Genomic DNA, 20,894 nt, shown 5'->3' on the forward strand with positions numbered 1-20,894 from the left:
ATGAACATGAAATTTAAAGCAACGTTACTTGGCTTGTCTATAGCCGCCGTTTTACCGACTATGAATATGGCGCAGACACCAGTATATCTGGACACGAGCAAGCCTGTCGAAGAACGGGTGAAAGATGCGCTGAGCCGTATGACACTTGAAGAGAAGGTGAAGATGACTCATGCGCAGTCTAAATTTAGTTCACCGGGAGTCCCTCGTCTGGGGATTCCCGAAGTATGGGCAACCGATGGCCCTCACGGCATCCGTCCCGAAGTATTATGGGATGAGTGGGATCAGGCAGGATGGACAAACGATTCCTGTATAGCCTATCCTGCATTGACTTGCCTTTCTGCAACATGGAATCCCGAAATGTCTTATCTTTATGGGAAGAGCATTGGCGAAGAAGCCCGTTACCGGAAAAAAGATATTCTCCTGGGGCCCGGTGTCAACATCTACCGTACCCCGTTGAATGGGCGTAATTTTGAATATATGGGCGAAGATCCGTACCTGTCTTCCATAATGGTAGTTCCTTATATTAAGGGAGTACAGGAAAACGGTGTTGCTGCTTGTGTGAAGCATTACGCATTAAACAATCAGGAGTTCAACCGTCACACCACCAATGTTCATTTGAGCGACCGTGCTCTTTATGAGATTTATCTTCCGGCTTTCAAAGCGGCCGTTCAGGAAGGTGGTGCTTGGGCGATAATGGGAGCTTACAACCTTTATTCGTTTAGTGAAGATACCGACTCCGGTAAGCTCTATAAGACTCAGCATGCGTGCCATAATAAGCGATTGCTGCAAGATATTCTGCGTAAGGAATGGGGCTTTGATGGTGTCGTCGTTTCAGATTGGGGCGGAGTACATGATACTTTCCAAGCCATTTCGAATGGTCTGGACATGGAGTTCGGTTCATGGACAAACGGACTTTCTGCCGGGACAAGGAATGCTTATGACAATTACTATTTGGCGCATCCTTACCTGAAACTGATCCAGGACGGCACAGTCGGAACCAAAGAACTGGACGAAAAAGTGAGTAATATCCTCCGTCTGATCTTCCGCACTTCGATGAACCCGCATAAACCTTTCGGTTCTCTGGCTTCGCCCGAGCATGGACAAGCCGGACGCAAAATCGGTGAAGAAGGAATTGTACTGTTACAGAATAAGGATAATGTATTGCCTATTGACTTGAAGAAAGCCAGGAAGATTGCTGTTATCGGTGAAAACGCCATTAAGATGATGACTGTAGGCGGTGGTAGTTCTTCTCTGAAAGTGAAATATGAGATATCTCCTTTGGACGGCTTAAAGAACCGCGTAGGTTCACAGGCGGAAGTTTTGTATGCCCGTGGATACGTTGGTGACCCGACAGGGGAATATAATGGAGTACAGACCGGACAAGATTTGAAAGACGACCGTTCGGAGGATGAACTTCTTGCTGAGGCTGTAGAAGTGTCTAAAGATGCGGATTACGTAATTTTCTTCGGTGGACTGAACAAGAGCAATCATCAGGATTGCGAAGATTCGGACCGTGCATCCCTAGGATTGCCGTATGCGCAGGACAGAGTGATTGGCGAGTTGGCAAAAGTAAATAAGAACTTGATTGTCGTAAACATCTCCGGTAATGCGGTTGCCATGCCTTGGGTAAATGAAGTGCCCGCTATTGTTCAGGGTTGGTTCTTAGGTTCGGAAGCCGGAACAGCTCTTGCTTCGGTACTGCTAGGAGATGCTAATCCGTCGGGGAAACTTCCTTTTACTTTTCCTGCAAGACTGGAAGACGTAGGCGCACATAAACTGGGTGAATATCCGGGGAATAAAGAAGAGTTGGCATACTCCAAGAACAATGGTGATACCATAAACGAAATCTATCGTGAAGATATTTTTGTAGGCTATCGCTGGGCAGACAAAGAAAAGATCAAACCGCTTTTCCCGTTCGGACACGGATTGAGCTATACTACTTTCGCTTACGGGAAACCTTCGGCTGACAAAAAGGTGATGACTGCCGATGATACCATCTCTTTCACGATCAACGTAAAGAATACAGGTACTCGTGAAGGTCAGGAAGTTATCCAGCTTTATGTCAGCGATAAGAAATCCTCTCTGCCTCGTCCGGTCAAGGAACTGAAAGGCTTCAAGAAAGTAAAACTGGCTCCGGGTGAGGAGAAGGCTGTAACGCTGACGATTGATAAAAAAGCCCTGAGCTTCTTCGATGATGTCAAACACGAGTGGATGGCAGAACCGGGTAAGTTTGAAGCAGTCATCGGAACATCATCCAGAGACATTAAAGGAATTGTACCATTTGAGTTGAGATAGGTATCCGTTTGGTAAAACTGGGGTCCTCCCCCGGTAAAACAGATTGCTGGGAGAATGTTGTTATCTTATAAAAGAGAGAGTCACAACATTCTCCTTTTTCTTTGAAACGAGTTTGGCTTGTGATTAGAAATAAGGTTTATACCTTGCATTTTACTGTGGTATATGCAATTTAGAATGAATTTCTTTTTCCTATTCTGATTTATGTCCTATCTTTGTAGTGCTCTTTTTTCAAAATCACACAAGGCTGGAAACCTGCCTTGTAATTGTGGCAGGCATTTTTATGCCTGTCCGGTTCATTCTATATGGGCGGTTTCGCACCCCCATGTAGAGTGTTAATGCACCTGCTGCCTTGTGTGAACGAGAAAAGAGCAATGGGACAGGCGGAACCGCTTCTTTTATTATCTAAAACCACCTTTCTGTTTAGCCCCGTTGAACTTAATTTATTCACCATTTAATTTAAATTCTTATGAAGGAGGTTTTAAACAACCAGCAGATTGTTTGTCCGGGGGACGCAACACAATTCATGCATGCCATTTTTTCTTCAGATCATGAAATGATGACCTTTTATCTTACGCTCAATCGTTTTATAAATCCAGCCAGTTATTTGGTGGAACGCTCGGATCGGCAAAGACTGGAAGATTTAGAGAATGTTCTTTTTGGTAATGTAGCAGCTTTCGAGGCAGTTCATCATTTTAAGAAAATTAGTGTAAAAGATGTGATTAAAGGATTTGGTATGCATATGATGAATATGCAGGTTTCAAATGCCAATCGTATGCAAAGTGCCAATATAATGGGCTCTTTTATAGATTGTATTATTGATACAACTAAAAATAGTTGGCAATATAAACAGATGTACCGGGTCAATCATTTACATCTTGAGAATGTCAGATATTTGCTGAATCGACTGAATGAAGAGTAATCTGTTGAAGGATATAATAGTGACCTGGTGATTATAATTTGTCTCTTTCTACAGAGTTAAAAACGTTATTCTTATTGTCACTTGTCACTTTTCAGACTTAATGTGCTGGAATTTAGCGTGATAAGGGTGATAATAGGTGGTGACAATAGGGTGATAATAGAGAAAAATCGCTTTTCTATTGTCACCTTCATAAGAGATTCTGCCTTCCTAGTTCAGGTAAGCCGGTTCATTTAATAGTTTGTGCTACGTTTATTAAGCTGTTTTCAACGTTAGATTAATGTATTACGGTCGTTACATTTCTTCGTTTCACGTCTGTAATCCCATGAGTCCATGTACGTGAACCGATGGGATCACGTACGCAGTCCCAACGGTTTACGTACGTGGAACGAAAACAGAAAGCGGACAAAAGATATTAATCAAGGCTTGTCCGCCTGTTAACCTTACCGGGATATATGATAAGATACGTAGTGTCAGGACGTTTGATGTCTTTGTCTGGCTATTATAATGTTATTTACTTGTTAATACCAACAAACTCTCCGGTCCCATATTGAAAAGCAGGTCAATAATACTCAGATTAGGGAGAAAACCGAGTTTGGAATCAAAGACTTGGTAATAGGGATGCGGAATAAATTCTGGATCAGCTATCTGGAAATCTTTCTTAGGATGAATAATCTCGCGGAAATCTGTTTCTTCTGCTGCAAATTCCGTTTTATATTCTGAAGTTCGTTCAATGCAGGGTTGAATGTCTATCAATTTACAGACCAGCTGGCAGATTTCTTCGTTGAAATCGGCTAAAAACTCGTATTTCTTTTCGTAGAAAGGGCGGAAGTCGTCTTTGTAATATTCAAAGTAAGGAGTACTGTTGTAGGCTGATTCGATGGCATTCCAATGCAGATGGCGCCAGTTACCGTGATCGGAAATACGTATATCCTTCATCGGACATTTCAGCGTATCCGGTTTGACGGTTGGAATGGAGAGTGCCAGTTCACCGTCAGGTCCGGCAATCGTACAACGGTTGCGATAGGTTTGCTTTATATAATGATCGTGTTGTTCGACATATATTTTATCATATTCCAATAGTTTGGTATAATATTCTACTGGAGCAAGGTAGGCAGATGATAAATAAGCTATTCTCATTATTTTATGTACAGATGTTATGTTGAAAACTATGCATGTGAATTATTTTACAGACTGAAAGAAGCGATTCCATCGGTATCCGTCAAAGATTCCCGTTCCTTTTTCTTTAGAGAACCAGATTAGTGATGCTTTCCCGATAATATGGTCTTGCGGAACGAATCCGAACAGACGTGAATCGGACAGATTGACACTATTGTTGGAAGCCATCCAGTAGTAATCTTTGGTAAAAAAACAATGCTGTGTGGGTTTTCCGTCGATATAAAGCGTATCATTCTTTATTTCCGCCTGTTTGCCTTCGTGCATCACGAGGGTATTTCGCAGCAATGTGATATTCCACGGATATACTCGTAGTGCTTTCCCTTTGCCGGGAACGATGAGCGGTTTAAGCTCTTTTTCGCTCTTTTCCGTCAAAGGCTGAATCCAGTTCTGATCGCTGATCGCTTGTTCCAGTAAGTAATATTCATAGCGGCTGAAACTGCGGACATGAGTACTGTCATTACTTCCCATCAGTCCGTCGTTGGTGATGGAAAGGGTTTGCATAAGCGAAGTGATCAACTGCTCTTTGGCAGCGGGATAGGTGTAGAGCCTTTTCTTGTCCGGATTGAGTTGCGCTTCGGGAGAGGATACGGAGAAAAGGGAATCGACAAGCAGGGTATCACCGGGAGTACCGATACAACGGCTGATATAGATTTCTCTTCGGTCAATAGTCGGTTGCCCGATAGCGGCGGGATTATTAAAGACTACAACATCTTGTTGCCGGACAGATCGCTCGCACCAGCGGTGATATGAGAACAGTGACATCAGCGGAACCCGCAGGCCGTAGCTCCATTTGTTGACCAGAATACGTTCACCCTGAAAAAGTGAATTCTCCATACCGGTGGAAGGGATAAGGCAGGATGTAAAAGCGAATCCCCGGAGCAGAAGCACGACGGCTATTGCTCCGGCGAATGCGAATATCCATTTGAATTTACGAATGTTCATCAATTTCTATCACCTTATCACTCTATCACGTCTGTATCCTTATTAGTCTACCCACTTGAAGAGGCGGTTCCAACGGATTTTTCCGTCAAACCATCCGCGGTCTTTGTCAAGTGACAGCCATACAACGATAGGTTTACCTACTACATGGTCTTCAGGAACGAATCCCCAATAACGGGAGTCCGCAGAATTGTGGCGGTTGTCGCCCATCATCCAGTAATAGTCCATCTTAAAGGTATATTGATCGGTTTTCTCGCCGTTGATATAAATACCGTCCGGCTTGATCTCCAGCTTATTACCTTCGTAAGCGACAATACAACGTTCGTAGATAGGCAGGTTATCTTCAGTCAGAGTGATAGTAGCACCTTTGGCGGGAATCCAGATCGGACCGTAGTTGTTACGGTTCCATTTGGTATGTAAGTTGAGCGGGTACATCTGTCCGGCATACTCTTCCGGTTCCATGACGATCTTGCTGATGAGCTTTTTGTTGCCGGACAATGTTTCGTACATTTTCTTCGTCAGCGGAAGATGATAAATAGGAGCCATCTTTCCTTGTGCATTCCGATTGTCCAGTCCGATCTGTCTGAAGGTTTCTTCCCATGAAGAATCATCATACAATGTCTGGTCTGCCTTGCTGATGCCTAATTCACGGAACATATCTTCCGTGATATACGGGCCTGTGGTCTGTACGAAGTAGTTGAACTGCAGATTTTCGGGATTCTCGATAGCCTTGCCGTCAATCATGACCTGACCGTCTACGATCTGCAGCGTATCTCCGGGCAGACCGACACAGCGTTTTACATAGTTTTCACGGCGGTCTACCGGACGATAAACGACCTCTCCGTAAACACGCGGATTCGATAGAATCTGCTGGCGACCGGCATTATAATACAAATCGTAAACAGCACGTTGCTGCTGGCGTGTCAGACTGTCCATCTCTATCTGCTTGGGATACAGGCGCTGACCTTCACCGTAAGCTATAGAGTAGAAATCTGTTTGCTGATTGTTGAGCGCTACCGTATCACCGGCAGGAAAGTTGAAGACAACAATGTCATTGAGTTTCACTTTTCCGAACCCGGGAACTCTTTTATATTTCCACTGAGGCCATTCGATATATGATTTGGTATTTAAAATAGGCAATGTATGTTGCGCCAGCGGCATGGAAAGCGGCGTATTCGGCACACGTGGCCCGTAACTCATCTTGCTGACGTACAGGAAGTCGCCTACCAGCAATGACTTTTCCAAAGACGAGGAAGGAATCTGATAGTTTTGGAAAATGTAGATATTGACAAAGTAGACAGCAACCAATGCAAAGACAATGGCATCTACCCAGCTCATAACATTACGAACGGTAGGATTCTTCGATTTTTTCCAGAATGACCAGGGTATTTTCTTGGTGATATAAATATCGAAGATGAAAGGAACGACAATCAGCCCCCACCAACTGCGTACCCAGATGAGGAAGGCGAGATAAAGGAGAATAGCAATGGTGCATTTGATCCATTGTGTGCGTGTGGCTTGTCTCATAATCTATATTCGTTTGATAGTGGCTTTGAAGCCTTATTCGTTTAAGAATGGGAATAAATCACTCATGCCCAGATATCCCTCATGTTGGGCCGTGTATTCGGCAGCAAGGATGGCTCCCAATACAAAGCCGCCGCGATTCTTGGCATCGTGCGTGATGGAAATGCTGTCTACTTCTGACTCGTAGCGGATGGTATGGATGCCGAAAACCTCTCCTTCACGGATCGAGTCGATAGGAAACTCGTTGGAGGCGCAGGCGTCGGTGCCGCTGACGGTACCGTCCGGTGCAAGGAGCGTTCCTTTTACCCATTTGTCTTTGCGGTCCATGTTTTCCAGTATGCCTTCAGCCAGTGTGATGGCAGTGCCGCTGGGTGCATCCAGTTTATGGATATGATGCGTCTCGCTCATGGTGACGTCATAACCGGGGAATTGATTCATTATTTTTGCCAGATACTTGTTGACAGACGAGAAGATAGCTACTCCAAGGCTGAAGTTGGACGACCAGAAAAGGGTTTTTCCTCCTTCGGTACATAGCTTTTTGATTTCTTCGCCATGTTCCGCCATCCATCCTGTACTGCCTGATACTAATTTGACTCCGGCTTTGAAAGCTTTCATATAATTGCTGTAGGCTACCATCGGATTGGTGAACTCAATGGCTACGTCGGCGGACTTGAATGCTTCCGACTCAAAGTCTTCCTGATTATCAACATCAATAATGCAGACAATTTCGTGTCCGCGACTAAGGGCTGCCTTTTCAAGTTCCTTGCCCATTTTTCCATAACCGATCAACGCTATTTTCATTGTTTTCTGACTTATATTCAAAATAATAGTCGCAAAGATAAGATTTTTATTACATTTGCAGTGCACATTAACTTTCTGTTAACATGGAACACCTTCTCCACTATGTGTGGAAACATAAATTATTCCCTCTCAAAATACTGCAAACCACCAAAGGCTTACTGGTAGAAATTATCGATTCAGGACTGCAGAACCCTGATGCCGGTCCCGACTTCTTTAATGCGAAGCTGAAGATAGACGGTACATTGTGGGTGGGAAATATAGAGATACATACTCATTCTTCAGACTGGTACTGTCACGGTCACGACCATGATAAAGCATACGATTCTGTGATTCTGCATGTGGTGGCCGAGGCAGATGCCGAAGTAACCCGTTCCAACGGTGAGCAAATCCCCCAACTGCTATTGACCTGTCCCGAGAATGTACAAACCCATTATCATGAACTCTGCATTGCCGACCAATATCCTGCTTGCTATTCCATCATCAGCTCTTTATCCAAATTAACGATTCACTCCTGGCTGACGGCTCTTCAGACCGAACGACTGGAGCAAAAAGCAAGGCAAATTGCCGACCGGCTGGAACGATGTGACCGTCATTGGGAAGATGCCTTCTTTATCACTCTTGCCCGTAATTTCGGTTTCGGCTTGAATGGCGATGCTTTTGAGACGTGGGCAGGACTGCTTCCGTTCCGGGCGATAGACAAGCATCGGAATGATCTGTTTCAGATAGAGGCTTTTTTCTTCGGGCAGGCCGGTTTGCTGGAGGAGGCGTTTTTAAAGAAGGAGCAGGAAGATGAGTATAGTCTCCGGCTTCGTAAGGAATTTCGCTATCTGCAACGGAAGTTTGAAATAACTCAGGTGATGGATGCCGGTTTATGGCGTTTTTTGAGGCTTCGTCCGGAAAACTTTCCTCATATCCGGTTAGCACAGTTGGCCTACTTGTATCAGAAAGTTGATAAGCTCTTTTCGCAGATGATGGAGGCAGAAACCTTGCCGGAAGTGCGTCAATTACTGTCTACTCATGCTTCTGCATATTGGGATAATCATTATATATTCGGCCGGCCTTCTCCGCAAAGAGAGAAATCGATGGGAGAGAAGTCACAGAACTTGATTGTGATTAATACCGTTGTTCCTTTCTTATATGCTTATGGTCTGCATAGAACCGATGAGCGTATGTGCGATCGTGCCGGACGTTTTCTGGAAGAGTTGAAAGCGGAGAATAACCATATTATCCGGTCGTGGGGAGATGCCGGGCTACCGGTCGGTTCGGCGGCAGATAGCCAGGCATTGATACAGCTCCGCAAAGAGTATTGTGATAAACGGAAATGTCTCTTTTGCCGTTTCGGATACGAGTATTTGCGGAAGAAATGAGTCGTTTATTTCTCTAATAACTTATAGACTGCATTGAGAAGATCATTTTCCCTGTTGGGTCTGGGGGCGTCACGGTTTACGATGTTTCCTTCCTTGTCTATCAACATATAGGTGGGGAAGGAGCGAACCTGCAGGAACGTCTCAATAGCCCTTTGCTGCTCATCGGGCAGATTATAGTGGACGGCAATTTTGCCGGTCAGTCCATATTCCTTGATAATGTTTTTCCACGATTTGTCCGAGGAATGGTTGCAGAGATATAAGAATATCACGTCTTTTCCCTCAAACAGTTTCTTGGCGCTTCCTGCATATTGCATCATGTCCTTGCACGGACCGCACCAGGTGCCCCATACATCCAGATAAACCACTTTCCCTTTATAAGGCTCAATGATTTTGCGGAATAATTGTTCTCCGTCTGTGATCTCTGCCAGAGGTTCGTTAGGCATCAGGCTTTCGGGATATTCGATGGCCTTGTGGGATATTTCTTCGTATATCCCTTGTTGATTTAATACATAAGCCTGTAGGGAAGGATTAGAAACTTCTGCTTTGAATTTACTGATGAGGCTGTCCGGCAATTCTTTGTGAGTCTGCTGCAACATCTCATAATAGCAATTCGTCTTTAGTATTTCCTTTAATTTTGCGTCCATTTGCAGGGAATCGATGATAGCAAGGGTACGATTGATGGAGTTAGCGAGTAAGTTTCCCATCATATATTCATTGAGAATTTCGTCTCTGTCTACGAGGCTCTGTATTGTTTTGATGCTCGGTTCCATCTTTTTGTTGTAGGCAGCCATTGTCAGTGAGTCAGCCGTATTCGCAGCTTTCATTTTTTCAATTTCTTGTTCGAAGTTACTGAAGGCGTGTAATGCGTCTTTTTCTTCTTGTGATAGCTGAATCTTTCCGTCCCTTTCAAATTTAAGATAGAGCATTTCCATCTTTTGAGGAGTCACGGTCAACCTGTTCGAAGAAGCGGGAGCAATGTCCGTTATGTATCCGACGTAATCCCGCAGGAAAGAACCATAATCTCTGAGAAGCGTATAAGGCTTTACCGGACGGGGATATAGTGCGGAGTCTACATAACTCATAAATTCCGGTTGCAGATGCTCCTGCTTGTTACGGTCTACCGAAAAGCGGCGCTGCATCAGGTCGCGTGCAGCGTTGTAGCGGATTTCCTGTTCTGTGTAATAGCGGAACTTGTGCGAGAGAAGCGGATGATCATTGAGTATCTTTGCACGATATTCTGATTTATGACGGATGATATCCTGCGTCTTTTGCAAATATTCCATATTTTCCATTTTTTCTCCTTCGTCGTAGCCGATATATTCACTGAGTCCTTCGTGGGCCAGCAGTTCGTTGAGGATACGTGCCTTTTCTCCCATTACTAATTTCTTTTTGTCAGCGAAGTCCACATAGAGGAAATAGGTCTCTCCCGGCTCTACGGATGTCCAGATAGTAGTACGTCCCCAATCGATGAACACGTTGTGGCTGTTCAATACAGGGAAACGGAGGGTGAACCTTCCCAGTGAGTCGATTTCGGTTGTATATTCTTCTTCATTATTGGTGATCATATCCGGTACGTCTACTCCGAAAGGACGTGTCGAAGGCAGGTTACGCAGGTATCCGATGAGAGTCACGCTATCCGTTTGATAACCATTGTCTACGAAAGGAGTGGTATCAGCTATCGGATAATCGGGCAGATACTTGTCGTTACAAAGAATATATGTCTGTGCCTTTTCTTTTCCGACAGACAGGGTGCAGGATGTTTCATCTTTACGAGTTAAACGTACTTTCAGTTGTTCTGTTCCATTTTTCAGGATGATGGTGGTTCGATTCTTTTGGGTGTTTATCGACTCATAATCCCAAAATTGACATTGGTAGACAGCAAAGTCTTCGAAGAATCCGATGCGCCAGTCTCCGGTCGCTTGATTGATCCAACATCCGGCGAAAGCATATATTTCAGGGCGTGAGGCGATGGGAGAGACTTTTTCATTTTGCAGTTCAGCGGCTACGTTCATTGTTTTCGGCAGGGGGAAGCTGAGGTAAAGCAGTTTGTACGCTTCTCCGCTTTTGACGAGCAGCCGATATTCTTTATTGAGAAAATATCCGGCCGATAAGATATCCCATGTTTTTCCGTCATAGAGCAGTTTTCCGTCACGGGTGAATTCGTAGATTACTTTTCCGGATAATCCTTTCACCCATTTCTGATAAACACGGTCGGGCAATGTAAGGGGAGTGAGCGGTTCCGTATGGTCGGGGACTTGCTTGCGGATACAGTTCTTCGGCTCTTTCCAGCCTTTGTACCAGATGGTGGCAGCGTCATTACCGGTAGGTGTGATACGGAATTCCGTCGTATCTCCTTTCTGATTGCGTAAATGGAAGAAGTAGCTGCCGTCAGCTTCCTGTTTTATCTGTTCGGCATAGAAAACGACGTAATAGTTCTCTACGAAATTCTCTCCGATGAGCGGACCGTTCCAGTCAGATACATTGTCTGCTTTAAATTGCCAGTAGCCTCGCAAAGATTCGGGAATTGTCTGATAAGTGCCGGATTGGGCGAAAGCGATAGTCTGTGTGCTGCATAAAAGCAAAAGACCTATCAGGAGAAAACAGTGGGGGTGTCTCATAGGTGTGTTTTTATTTAAGTTAGTATTTCGATTTATGACAAAGGTATTTTAATACCGGAATAATGAGGTGTGGTAAGTTTATTATTTGTAGTAGTTTAACTATTTTCTTCCCGATTCGTATCAAGATATTGAACTTGTCATTATCTTTGCAGCGTTATTTTAAACTCTTAATTTATATCGTGTTATGAGAGCTAAGAAGTTTGCATGCTGTTTGATGGTCATGTCATTGCTGGCAGGTATTTCATTTATTTCCTGTGGCAATAGCTCCAGGGCGAAAGTAGAAAGTGAAGCAGCACAGACAGGAGAAGATTTCAAGTCGTTTCTGGATAAGTTTACTTCCAGTGCGGCGTTTCAGTATACTCGTGTCAAGTTTCCGTTGAAAACGCCGGTTACTTTATTGGCGGATGACGGGGAAACTGAGAAAACGTTCCCTTTTACGAAGGAAAAGTGGCCGTTGCTGGACAGTGAAACGCTGAAAGAAGAACGTATCACTCAGGAAGAGGGCGGTGTTTATGTATCTAAGTTTACGCTGAACGAACCGGCGCATAAGGTATTTGAGGCGGGATACGAAGAATCGGAGATCGACTTACGTGTGGAGTTCGAACTGCTGCCCGATGGAAAATGGTATGTAGTAGATTGTTATACCGGCTGGTATGGATATGATTTGCCGATTGCAGAGCTGAAACAAACCATTCAGCACGTGCAGGAAGAGAATGCGGCTTTTAAAGAACTTCACCCTTAAAAGCAGGACCGGCAGAGAGCATATCGGTCATTATCTATAAGATATAGCACATAATTTGAACTATTTTGTACGATTTGAACCCCTCTTTCCAACAAAAGAGGGGTTTCTTTGCATTCGGAAGATGAACAGGTGATCTTCTCTGTAAATACCGGCTAATGATAAACCGATTTACCATCGGACCTAAAACGATATATTCTATGATAAAGCAATCTTTTACTCTGTCAGTGACAATGCTGATATTGTCTTTTCTCTGTCCGGCATTCCTCAATGCGCAGATAGTTACGGATGAGCGGATGTTCTCTTTTGAAGAGCCGCAGTTACCTGCCTGTATAACCGGTGTTCAGTCTCAGTTAGGCATATCCGGTGCACATTATAAAGACGGGAAACATTCGTTGGAATGGACCTTCGAACCGAACGGGAGACTGGAACTCCGGAAAGACCTGAAGTTTGAAAAGAAGGACCCGACAGGGAAAGACCTGTATCTTTCCGCTTTCATCGTATGGATATACAATGAGCAGCCTCAGGACGCTGCTATCGAGTTTGAATTTCTGAAAGACGGCCGTAAGTGCGTTTCTTTCCCTTTCGGCATCAATTTCAAAGGCTGGCGTGCGGCATGGGTCTGCTATGAACGCGATATGCAAGGCACGCCGGAAGAAGGAATGAACGAGCTCCGCATCGTGGCTCCCAATGCAAAAGGACGCCTTTTCATCGATCATCTGATCACTGCGACAAAGGTGGATGCCCGTCAGCAGACAGCCGATCTGCAAGTCCCCTTTGTCAATGCCGGCACTACCAATCACTGGCTGGTACTCTACAAACACTCCCTCCTGAAACCGGACATCGAACTGACTCCCGTAAGCGACAAGCAGCGGCAGGAAATGAAACTGCTGGAAAATCGTTTCCGTGACATGATCTATACCAAAGGGAAGGTGACGGAGAAAGAAGCCGAAACCATCCGTAAGAAATACGACCTCTATCAGATAACCTATAAGGACGGGCAAGTGTCCGGAGTGCCCGTTTTCATGGTGCGTGCTTCCGAAGCCTACGAACGGATGATTCCGGACTGGGACAAGGATATGCTGACCAAGATGGGAATAGAGATGCGTGCCTATTTTGACTTAATGAAACGGATTGCCGTGGCTTACAATAACAGTGAGGCAGGATCACCGATCCGCAAGGAGATGAGGCGGAAATTTCTTGCGATGTACGACCATATCACCGATCAGGGAGTGGCTTACGGTAGTTGCTGGGGCAATATTCATCATTACGGATATAGCGTGCGCGGACTTTATCCGGCTTATTTCCTGATGAAAGATGTATTGCGGGAAGAAGGAAAACTGCTCGAAGCGGAGCGTACGTTGCGTTGGTATGCCATCACCAACGAAGTATATCCCAAGCCGGAAGGCAACGGAATCGACATGGATTCTTTCAATACACAAACCACCGGGCGTATCGCAAGCATTCTGATGATGGAAGACACACCGGAGAAGCTGCAATACTTGAAATCCTTCTCCCGATGGATTGACTACGGTTGCCGTCCTGCACCGGGACTGGCCGGTTCTTTCAAAGTGGACGGAGGAGCTTTCCATCACCGTAATAACTATCCTGCCTATGCCGTTGGAGGACTGGACGGGGCAACGAATATGATATATCTTTTCAGTCGGACAAGCCTTGCCGTTTCCGAATTGGCACACCGGACAGTCAAAGATGTCCTGCTTGCCATGCGTTTCTACTGCAATAAACTGAACTTTCCCTTGTCTATGTCCGGGCGCCATCCCGATGGAAAGGGGAAATTAGTTCCCATGCACTATGCGATAATGGCAATTGCCGGAACTCCCGATGGAAAGGGCGATTTTGATAAAGAGATGGCATCCGCCTACCTGCGTCTCGTATCTTCCGATTCCTCTTCTGCGGAACAGGCACCGGAATATATGCCGAAAGTTTCGAACGCTCAGGAGCGTAAGATTGCCAAACGACTGGTAGAGAACGGTTTTCGTGCCGAACCCGATCCGCAGGGTAATCTCTCGCTGGGCTATGGCTGTGTATCTGTGCAACGGCGTGAAAACTGGTCGGCTGTGGCACGCGGACATTCGCGCTACCTTTGGGCTGCCGAACATTATCTGGGACACAATCTCTATGGACGTTATCTGGCACATGGAAGTCTCCAGATACTGACAGCACCTTCGGGACAGACAGTGACTCCCGCCACCAGCGGATGGCAGCAGGAAGGTTTCGACTGGAACCGTATTCCGGGAGTGACTTCCATCCATCTCCCGCTGGACCTGCTCAAAGCCAACGTGCTGAATGTAGATACATTCTCCGGAATGGAAGAGATGCTTTATTCGGATGAAGCCTTTGCCGGCGGCCTGTCACAAGGAAAGATGAATGGCAACTTCGGAATGAAGCTGCACGAACACGATAAGTATAACGGAACACATCGTGCGCGAAAATCCTACCATTTCATCGATGGAATGATCGTTTGTCTGGGCTCGGATATCGAGAATACAAACACGGATTATCCAACGGAGACGACCATCTTCCAACTGGCGGTGACAGATAAAGCGGCACATGACTATTGGAAGAATAATGCGGGTGAAGGAAAAGTATGGATGGATCATCTGGGTACCGGATATTATGTGCCGGTTGCTGCAAGATTCGAGAAAAACTTTCCGCAATACTCCCGTATGCAGGATACAGGCAAAGAAACGAAAGGAGACTGGGTATCATTGATTATCGACCATGGGAAAGCACCGAAAGCGGGAAGCTACGAATATGCCATTCTGCCGGGAACCGACCGGAAGACGATGACTGCCTTTGCAAAGAAACCTGCCTACAGCGTATTACAGCAAGACCGGAATGCACATATCCTTGAATCGCCTTCGGACAGGATAACTTCTTATGTGCTTTTTGAAACTCCCCAGTCACTGCTTCCCGGTGGATTGTTGCAGCGTACGGATACGTCCTGCTTAGTGATGGTCCGTAAGGAATCTGCTGATAAAGTATTATTGACTGTAGCTCAACCGGATCTGGCATTGTATCGTGGTCCGAGTGATGAGGCTTTCGATAAAGACGGAAAACGTATGGAACGCAGCATCTATTCCCGCCCGTGGATTGACAATCAAAGTGGTGAGATTCCTGTGACGGTAACTCTGAAAGGCAGGTGGAAGGTAGCGGAGACTCCTTACTGCAAGGTGGTATCCGAGGATAAAAAACAAACGGTACTCCGCTTCCTCTGTAAGGATGGAGCCAGCTATGAGGTAGAATTGGAGAAATAATCTTTTGTTCTGTGCTATGCTATCTGAATAATCAGATCCCCCCTAGAGCATTTACGGCCAAAGGAATCGGCTGTAATAGCAGCAATGAAAGCTGAGGAGCCTACATATCAGCTTAGGCTCTCCACAGTGATTTGATAGCCGTTTTTGCTCTCATGCTCTAACAGATGACCTGTATCCCTTTATTCATCGTGGTTTTCGGTGTGGTAGCAACTGTGGTGGCAGGTATGAGGGCAAACGGTTGCTCTCACTCTGTCTCATCCTGATCTGTCTCATTTCTACAATGTTATCTTTTGACTTACAGGATGTTAATAGCTGATTTCTCAACTGTTAACGTTTGATCTCTCAGCCATTAATAATTGAGAAATCAGCTATTAATGACTGAGAGATCATCCATTATTGACTAATAAATGATTTAATGCTTCCTGAAAAAACAGATTAATTGAAACAACTGATACGGTTGAGTTCATCGGATCGGGCGGTCAAATCATCCTAATCGAGTATTTCTCCAGGTTGTTTCATGGGGCGAAACTTTTGGTTTCGCGCCTTGAAACCTTTAGTTTCATTCCTTAAATCTAAGTGGTTGATTTTATCTTTTTGAAAATCAAAAAGTAAGGGTTAAATTCAAAGGTAACAGGTAACACATTAGTAGCAAAAGTCTTGCTGCATATTACGTTTCTCTGCATAATTTCAAATATCTCTATCACAAAGATAGTCAATATTTTCGAGTGCAACAAATCAATCGAAAACTTTTTATTGAGGACTGGCATTATTTGCTGGTCCTTTTTTTATTGGAAATCCGAAGGCATATTGATACTTTTTTAAATCTAAAGACAACTTCCAATCCTGCCACGTTTTATTCGGGCAAACAAAAAAAATAAAAGAAATAGGTATTGATAATAAGTGTATTACAGATAAAAGATAGGGCTGGCGGTATCCGTCAGCCCTATTTTTACCTTTCTTTTTTCCCAAACTTTGCGGCAGAAAGAAGGATAAATGATGAACGAAAAAGAACAAAAGATGGAAGCAGGAAATGAAGACATCGAAATGCTGAAAGCATTAATCCAGAAGAGCTTCTCCGAGCAGCGGGAGCTCATCACCCGGCTGGAAACGGCACTGGATGCCATGACCAGCTTTAATGGCAAACAGATGCTGGACAGCCGCGACATGCGCCTGCAGCTGAAAGTCTGTGACCGGACCCTCATCCGCTGGCGTAACTCAGGCAAGCTGCCTTATTTCAAGCTGAGCGGCAAGGTATACTTCTGGGCTTCCGATGTATACCGGTTTCTCCGTGAGGAATACAGGGACGAAAGTTCGGACATCAGAAATAACAAACCCGTAAAAAAATCATAGAAGATGGAAAATCAAAGTAAAGTCATCATGATCGAGCGCAACAAGTTTGCGTCTCTTGTCAAAGCGCATCGCAAATGCCTGCAGATGTTGAGTATCCTGGCCTATGCCTGCGCGACGAAGGAAGTACGGCTGACCTTCACATTGAAGGAAATCTGCGAACTGCTACAAATGAGCCGTGAGGAAGTGGAAAGACAAAGACAGAAAGGCTACATCCGCTTCGTCTACCGGAACGGCATGACAGTCTATGAAATCACCGACGTCCTCCGGCTCAAGAACATGCTTGAGATGGGGAGTGTCTACCGGAAGATAGATGAGAAAGCCTTCATTCTGGAAGTGGCGGAGAAAGAAAAAAAAGAAACGGAACCTTCAATCAGACAATAAATATGGGACAGCTGGTACACGCCTCGCTTTTCAGCGGGTTCGGAGCGGCGGATCTCGCTGCTGAATGAATGGGATGGCGTAACGCCTTCCATTGTGAGATAGATGAATTTTGTAACAGGATTTTAAATTACTGGTTCAACCATGCAGAAAGTTATACAGACATTACAACTACGGATTTTCGGCAGTGAAGGGGACGGATCAACGTTCTTACAGGAGGTTTCCCCTGCCAGCCGTTTTCTGTCGCCGGCCAGCGCAGAGGTGCGGAGGACAGCCGTTACCTCTGGCCTCACATGCTCCGTGCCATTCACGAGATCCGGCCCGATTGGGTTGTTGGTGAGAACGTTGGTGGCATCCTCACGATGGTACAGCCCGGTAAGGAGACTCACGTGGGATATCAGCCCTCTCTTTTCGGAAAGGCTCAGCCTGTATACCGCAAGCGGGAGGAATACGTCGTGGAGACCATCGCGGGAGATCTTGAGCGTGAAGGATATACCGTCCAACCGTTACTTATTCCGGCTTGTGCCGTCGGTGCCCCGCACAGAAGGGACCGTGTATGGTTTGTTGCCCACTCCGATGGCTTCGGACTTCAAGACACGGGGAGCGGGCAGCGCGCAGAAGGGGCTTCCGGAAGTCGTCCGTGAAGGGTTGCTTCCCACTCCCATGGCGATGGAGATACACCACTGGCAGCGGGTGGAGAGATGGAAGCGGCAGGGCCGCGTGTCGATGCACGAGTCGGAGGACGGGGAGAAGAACCCCAACGGCCTGGTCGATTTCCTGGACTTTTACGGCCTGCTCCCGACCCCGACAGCAAGGGATTGGAAGGGTGCCCCGACGCTGGAGAACTTCGAGAGGAAGGGCAAGAACCCGCAGCAGGGGAGCCTTCCCGATTTCTTTGCCCAAACTGGGAGAAGTTTTCAACTCAATCCCCTGTTTGTGGCCGAGATGATGGGGTTCCCCGTCAGTTGGACGGTATTACCTTTTCTTCCTGGCGGCAGCAGTCCGTCAAGGGATATGGAAACGCCATCGTCCCTCAGGTAATCCATGAGATATTCAAAGCGATAGAATCAACCTATAAATAACATGATATGCATACGTTAATTATTGCGGAACATCCGCAGTTCGGCAAGGTCCGGACCATAGAGAATGAAAGAAAAATGTGGTTCTGTGCCGCTGACGTGGCACAGGCCCTCGGTTACGTGAACTCCAATGATGCCATTACCCGCCATTGTAAGACAAAGGGTGTCGAACTTTACGATATCCCTACGGCGGGCGGACGGCAGAAGGTGAAATTCATCGACGAGGGGAACCTGTATCGTCTGATAGCCGGCAGCCGTCTGTCATCAGCCGAGAGGTTCGAGAGCTGGGTTTTTGACGAGCTGGTACCACGCACGTTGAAAGAGGGCGGCTATCTGCTGGGGAAAAAGGGAGAAACGGACGCTGAACTGCTTTCACGCGCCCTGATGCTGGCGGAAAACAAGCTGAAGGAGCGTGACCGGCACATATCCGAACTGAAAAGGGAAAATGCCCTGAATACCCTGAGATTGGGTTTACAAGCCCCCAAGATACGTTACTTCGATGAGGTACTGCGTTCATCAAGTACCTATACGCCTACACAGATCGCCAAGGAACTTGGCATGAGCGGCAGGGAACTGAATCTCAGGCTCAAGGCTCTCGGCATCCAGTTTCGCCAGTCCGGTACTTGGCTGCTTACCGCCCGCTATCAGAAGGAAGGATATACACGGACCCATACGCACAGATGGCAGAACCGCAGCGGGGAAACCGGCACGGCCATGCATACGGTGTGGACTGAGAAGGGCCGCTTGTTCATCCACTGCCTCTTCATCCACCTGCCCGTCTTCTAACCATCCGCCACTGACGGCAGCAAAAAGGGCTGTTCCCCGTTATTTGGGAGAACAGCCCTTGATATATCCGTTCCGGCACCCGGCCTGTCAAGATGTGCCTGCCGGATGCCCCGCTTTCCACAGGCAGGTTCCCGTACCCGCTCCCAGATAGGCCCCCCAATGTTTTACACTACGTTTTACAATTCTCATTATCAATGACTTAACTTGATTTTTATTATACCCACCGAGGATAAGCAGGACTTTACAGTTTAGGTCCTCTCCGGTTTTCCCTTTCCCGCAGTGTCCGAATGTCCCGTTGTGTCTCCTGCTGCCGGAGCGTGTCGGCAAGTATCCGGATGAAATGCCCGTAATCCTCCACGAGCTGCTGGACGCATTCGAGCCGCAGCGTGTGCGCCATCGGGCTTGTACTGCGGGCGGCGATGTCCTGCCTGAGCAACGTGTCCAAGCAGACATTCTGCCTCTTTTTCAGATACTCCAGCACTTTTTCCGGACTGCCCAATTCCCTTGCCTTCTTTCTCAAGTCCCTGAAACATTTGTACAGGTAATACTCCTTGTACGCCTCTTCCGCGTGTGACTCGAAAAAGGAGAGGTAATCCTCACTGGCTTTTGCCGCCTTGTTCTGGATTTTTTCGTCCAGGAGTTCCATTTTCTCATTCAGCCGGTCCATAAACCGGACCATGCCTGGATTCTGTCTTTCCATACCTTATCGTTTTAATCCGTTTGTCCTATGTTTTACGGGTTGTCTGTTTTCCTTTTTCACCTCATCTTCCTACTGTCCGAGGGAAAGGATACGCGAGAATTCCATGCAATCTTTCAGCACCTGCCGCGAGCATTCCAGCGACAGCGTGCGGCAGGTATCCGCCATCGGGTGGGTGCCGCTTCCCGCCGGCGCTCCGCCCGCCAGCCTTTCCCTGTGGACCTCGCGATATCCCCGAAATACCTCCTCAAATCCTCCACGTCATCCGTCCGGCTGACTTTATTACGTAACAGGCGGTAATGCCTGCGCAGTAACTCCCCCTTGTACAAGTACGCAGCTTTCCACTCAAAGAAACGGCAATAGTCCGTAGAGGCGGACTCCAACCCCTCGCGCATGACATTCTCGAGGGCTGCGATCTTGTTGTCCAACAATTTCCGTAATTTGCGGACGTTCCAGTTTTCCTGCCTCATATACGTTACATCTTTAATCCGTCCGGCCTCTTTCTTTCAGGGTCCTTCTTCGTTTTTATCTCCTTCTGGGGAGCTTTCATGGACAGAAGCCGTTCAAAGCCCGCATAATCCTTGACCAGTCTCTGCATACATTCCAGCCGGTAGGTATGTACCAGATTGAAAATATCGTTCGTGCTACGCCTGCGGATACTCCCGCTGACCAGCTCCTTCAGACATTCCTCCCGTTTATGCCGTATATATCCATGTACCTTCCCGGGAGCTTCCGCCATCCTGATTACCTGCCGGAGTTCCCCGTATTGCTTTACCATGAAATGGGACTTGAACAGCTCCTCCCCGTTTCACGCAAAATGATAAAGGTAATCCCGGTCCAGTTTATCCCGGTTCTCCTTTATACTTTTTTCCTCGTTCCGTATCCGCATGTCCAGATACTCGGCAAGCTGCTCCATGCCGTATTTTTCCTGTTCCGTCATAGCTTCCG

The 20,894-nt window shown here is 46.4% G+C and carries 18 protein-coding genes; 10 read left to right on the forward strand and 8 right to left on the reverse strand.

Annotation, left to right across the window (positions count from 1 at the left end; translation table 11 throughout):
- Positions 1–2,295: a glycoside hydrolase family 3 C-terminal domain-containing protein gene (locus tag ACHLI0_RS14130; protein WP_202572923.1), complete on the forward strand. Its 2,295-nt coding sequence runs from the start codon at positions 1–3 to the stop codon at positions 2,293–2,295.
- Between the two features lie 466 nt (positions 2,296–2,761).
- Positions 2,762–3,214 carry a hypothetical protein gene (locus ACHLI0_RS14135; RefSeq protein ID WP_055229113.1) on the forward strand — a complete coding sequence of 151 codons (453 nt, stop codon included), beginning with the start codon at positions 2,762–2,764 and terminating at the stop codon, positions 3,212–3,214.
- A 507-nt stretch (positions 3,215–3,721) separates the two neighbouring features.
- Here the strand turns inward: ACHLI0_RS14135 and ACHLI0_RS14140 are convergent.
- Genes ACHLI0_RS14140 through dapB form a run of 4 tightly spaced genes read right to left on the reverse strand, consistent with a single transcriptional unit; the run spans position 3,722 to position 7,654 of the window.
- A complete protein-coding gene (locus ACHLI0_RS14140) occupies positions 3,722–4,351 on the reverse strand; it encodes a WbqC family protein (RefSeq protein WP_490749417.1) in 630 nt (209 codons plus the stop codon).
- A 42-nt stretch (positions 4,352–4,393) separates the two neighbouring features.
- Positions 4,394–5,332 carry a signal peptidase I gene (lepB, locus tag ACHLI0_RS14145; protein ID WP_011108765.1) on the reverse strand — a complete coding sequence of 313 codons (939 nt, stop codon included), beginning with the start codon at positions 5,330–5,332 and terminating at the stop codon, positions 4,394–4,396.
- Positions 5,333–5,374: 42 nt separating this feature from the next.
- Positions 5,375–6,856, reverse strand: coding sequence for a signal peptidase I (gene lepB / locus ACHLI0_RS14150; RefSeq protein WP_008767531.1), 1,482 nt, complete (start codon positions 6,854–6,856; stop codon positions 5,375–5,377).
- Positions 6,857–6,889: 33 nt separating this feature from the next.
- A complete protein-coding gene (gene dapB / locus ACHLI0_RS14155) occupies positions 6,890–7,654 on the reverse strand; it encodes a 4-hydroxy-tetrahydrodipicolinate reductase (protein WP_008762922.1) in 765 nt (254 codons plus the stop codon).
- An 83-nt stretch (positions 7,655–7,737) separates the two neighbouring features.
- Here dapB and ACHLI0_RS14160 point away from each other — a divergent pair, with 83 nt between their 5' ends.
- Positions 7,738–9,021 (forward strand): DUF2851 family protein, encoded by a 1,284-nt coding sequence (locus ACHLI0_RS14160; RefSeq protein WP_490749418.1) that lies wholly within the window; start codon positions 7,738–7,740, stop codon positions 9,019–9,021.
- 5 nt (positions 9,022–9,026) lie between these two features.
- Here the strand turns inward: ACHLI0_RS14160 and ACHLI0_RS14165 are convergent, their stop codons facing one another.
- Complete coding sequence (locus ACHLI0_RS14165) at positions 9,027–11,639, reverse strand: thioredoxin-like domain-containing protein (protein WP_490749419.1); 2,613 nt, start codon at positions 11,637–11,639, stop codon at positions 9,027–9,029.
- A 184-nt stretch (positions 11,640–11,823) separates the two neighbouring features.
- Here ACHLI0_RS14165 and ACHLI0_RS14170 point away from each other — a divergent pair, with 184 nt between their 5' ends.
- The 7 genes from ACHLI0_RS14170 (at position 11,824) to ACHLI0_RS14200 (ending at position 19,249) form a co-directional block, all read left to right on the forward strand.
- Positions 11,824–12,381, forward strand: a complete 558-nt coding sequence (locus ACHLI0_RS14170) for a hypothetical protein (RefSeq protein WP_008762925.1) — start codon at positions 11,824–11,826, stop codon at positions 12,379–12,381.
- A 197-nt stretch (positions 12,382–12,578) separates the two neighbouring features.
- On the forward strand, positions 12,579–15,656 hold the full coding sequence (locus ACHLI0_RS14175) for a chondroitinase family polysaccharide lyase (RefSeq protein WP_490749420.1): 3,078 nt from the start codon (positions 12,579–12,581) through the stop codon (positions 15,654–15,656).
- A gap of 1,017 nt (positions 15,657–16,673) precedes the next feature.
- Positions 16,674–17,006 (forward strand): helix-turn-helix domain-containing protein, encoded by a 333-nt coding sequence (locus ACHLI0_RS14180; protein ID WP_490749588.1) that lies wholly within the window; start codon positions 16,674–16,676, stop codon positions 17,004–17,006.
- 3 nt (positions 17,007–17,009) lie between these two features.
- The gene (locus tag ACHLI0_RS14185; RefSeq protein WP_490749421.1) at positions 17,010–17,387 is read left to right on the forward strand and encodes a hypothetical protein; all 378 of its coding nucleotides are present in this window, start codon (positions 17,010–17,012) and stop codon (positions 17,385–17,387) included.
- 197 nt (positions 17,388–17,584) lie between these two features.
- A complete protein-coding gene (locus tag ACHLI0_RS14190; RefSeq protein ID WP_490749589.1) occupies positions 17,585–18,028 on the forward strand; it encodes a DNA cytosine methyltransferase in 444 nt (147 codons plus the stop codon).
- A gap of 19 nt (positions 18,029–18,047) precedes the next feature.
- Positions 18,048–18,425, forward strand: coding sequence for a hypothetical protein (locus ACHLI0_RS14195; RefSeq protein WP_490749422.1), 378 nt, complete (start codon positions 18,048–18,050; stop codon positions 18,423–18,425).
- A gap of 47 nt (positions 18,426–18,472) precedes the next feature.
- On the forward strand, positions 18,473–19,249 hold the full coding sequence (locus ACHLI0_RS14200) for a phage antirepressor (RefSeq protein ID WP_490749423.1): 777 nt from the start codon (positions 18,473–18,475) through the stop codon (positions 19,247–19,249).
- A gap of 241 nt (positions 19,250–19,490) precedes the next feature.
- Here ACHLI0_RS14200 and ACHLI0_RS14205 read toward each other — a convergent pair whose 3' ends face one another.
- From ACHLI0_RS14205 to ACHLI0_RS14215, 3 genes are all read right to left on the reverse strand, one after another.
- Positions 19,491–19,949 (reverse strand): hypothetical protein, encoded by a 459-nt coding sequence (locus tag ACHLI0_RS14205; protein ID WP_490749424.1) that lies wholly within the window; start codon positions 19,947–19,949, stop codon positions 19,491–19,493.
- Positions 19,950–20,421: 472 nt separating this feature from the next.
- Positions 20,422–20,724: a hypothetical protein gene (locus tag ACHLI0_RS14210; RefSeq protein WP_490749425.1), complete on the reverse strand. Its 303-nt coding sequence runs from the start codon at positions 20,722–20,724 to the stop codon at positions 20,422–20,424.
- 30 nt (positions 20,725–20,754) lie between these two features.
- Positions 20,755–20,886 carry a hypothetical protein gene (locus ACHLI0_RS14215; RefSeq protein ID WP_490749426.1) on the reverse strand — a complete coding sequence of 44 codons (132 nt, stop codon included), beginning with the start codon at positions 20,884–20,886 and terminating at the stop codon, positions 20,755–20,757.
- Positions 20,887–20,894: the final 8 nt, after the last annotated feature.

The sequence above is a fragment of the Bacteroides sp. RCH18 genome (assembly GCF_058231005.1).

Excerpts from the sequence above, each read along its gene's own strand:
- ACHLI0_RS14180 (WP_490749588.1), top strand. The coding sequence starts at position 16,674 with ATGGAAGCAGGAAATGAAGACATCGAAATGCTGAAAGCATTAATCCAG.
- ACHLI0_RS14215 (WP_490749426.1), bottom strand. The coding sequence starts at position 20,886 with ATGACGGAACAGGAAAAATACGGCATGGAGCAGCTTGCCGAGTATCTG.
- lepB (WP_011108765.1), bottom strand. The coding sequence starts at position 5,332 with ATGAACATTCGTAAATTCAAATGGATATTCGCATTCGCCGGAGCAATA.
- ACHLI0_RS14130 (WP_202572923.1), top strand. The coding sequence starts at position 1 with ATGAACATGAAATTTAAAGCAACGTTACTTGGCTTGTCTATAGCCGCC.
- ACHLI0_RS14140 (WP_490749417.1), bottom strand. The coding sequence starts at position 4,351 with ATGAGAATAGCTTATTTATCATCTGCCTACCTTGCTCCAGTAGAATAT.
- dapB (WP_008762922.1), bottom strand. The coding sequence starts at position 7,654 with ATGAAAATAGCGTTGATCGGTTATGGAAAAATGGGCAAGGAACTTGAA.
- ACHLI0_RS14210 (WP_490749425.1), bottom strand. The coding sequence starts at position 20,724 with ATGGTAAAGCAATACGGGGAACTCCGGCAGGTAATCAGGATGGCGGAA.
- ACHLI0_RS14195 (WP_490749422.1), top strand. The coding sequence starts at position 18,048 with ATGGCGATGGAGATACACCACTGGCAGCGGGTGGAGAGATGGAAGCGG.
- ACHLI0_RS14165 (WP_490749419.1), bottom strand. The coding sequence starts at position 11,639 with ATGAGACACCCCCACTGTTTTCTCCTGATAGGTCTTTTGCTTTTATGC.
- ACHLI0_RS14175 (WP_490749420.1), top strand. The coding sequence starts at position 12,579 with ATGATAAAGCAATCTTTTACTCTGTCAGTGACAATGCTGATATTGTCT.
- ACHLI0_RS14185 (WP_490749421.1), top strand. The coding sequence starts at position 17,010 with ATGGAAAATCAAAGTAAAGTCATCATGATCGAGCGCAACAAGTTTGCG.
- ACHLI0_RS14170 (WP_008762925.1), top strand. The coding sequence starts at position 11,824 with ATGAGAGCTAAGAAGTTTGCATGCTGTTTGATGGTCATGTCATTGCTG.
- ACHLI0_RS14200 (WP_490749423.1), top strand. The coding sequence starts at position 18,473 with ATGCATACGTTAATTATTGCGGAACATCCGCAGTTCGGCAAGGTCCGG.
- ACHLI0_RS14135 (WP_055229113.1), top strand. The coding sequence starts at position 2,762 with ATGAAGGAGGTTTTAAACAACCAGCAGATTGTTTGTCCGGGGGACGCA.
- lepB (WP_008767531.1), bottom strand. The coding sequence starts at position 6,856 with ATGAGACAAGCCACACGCACACAATGGATCAAATGCACCATTGCTATT.
- ACHLI0_RS14205 (WP_490749424.1), bottom strand. The coding sequence starts at position 19,949 with ATGGAAAGACAGAATCCAGGCATGGTCCGGTTTATGGACCGGCTGAAT.
- ACHLI0_RS14160 (WP_490749418.1), top strand. The coding sequence starts at position 7,738 with ATGGAACACCTTCTCCACTATGTGTGGAAACATAAATTATTCCCTCTC.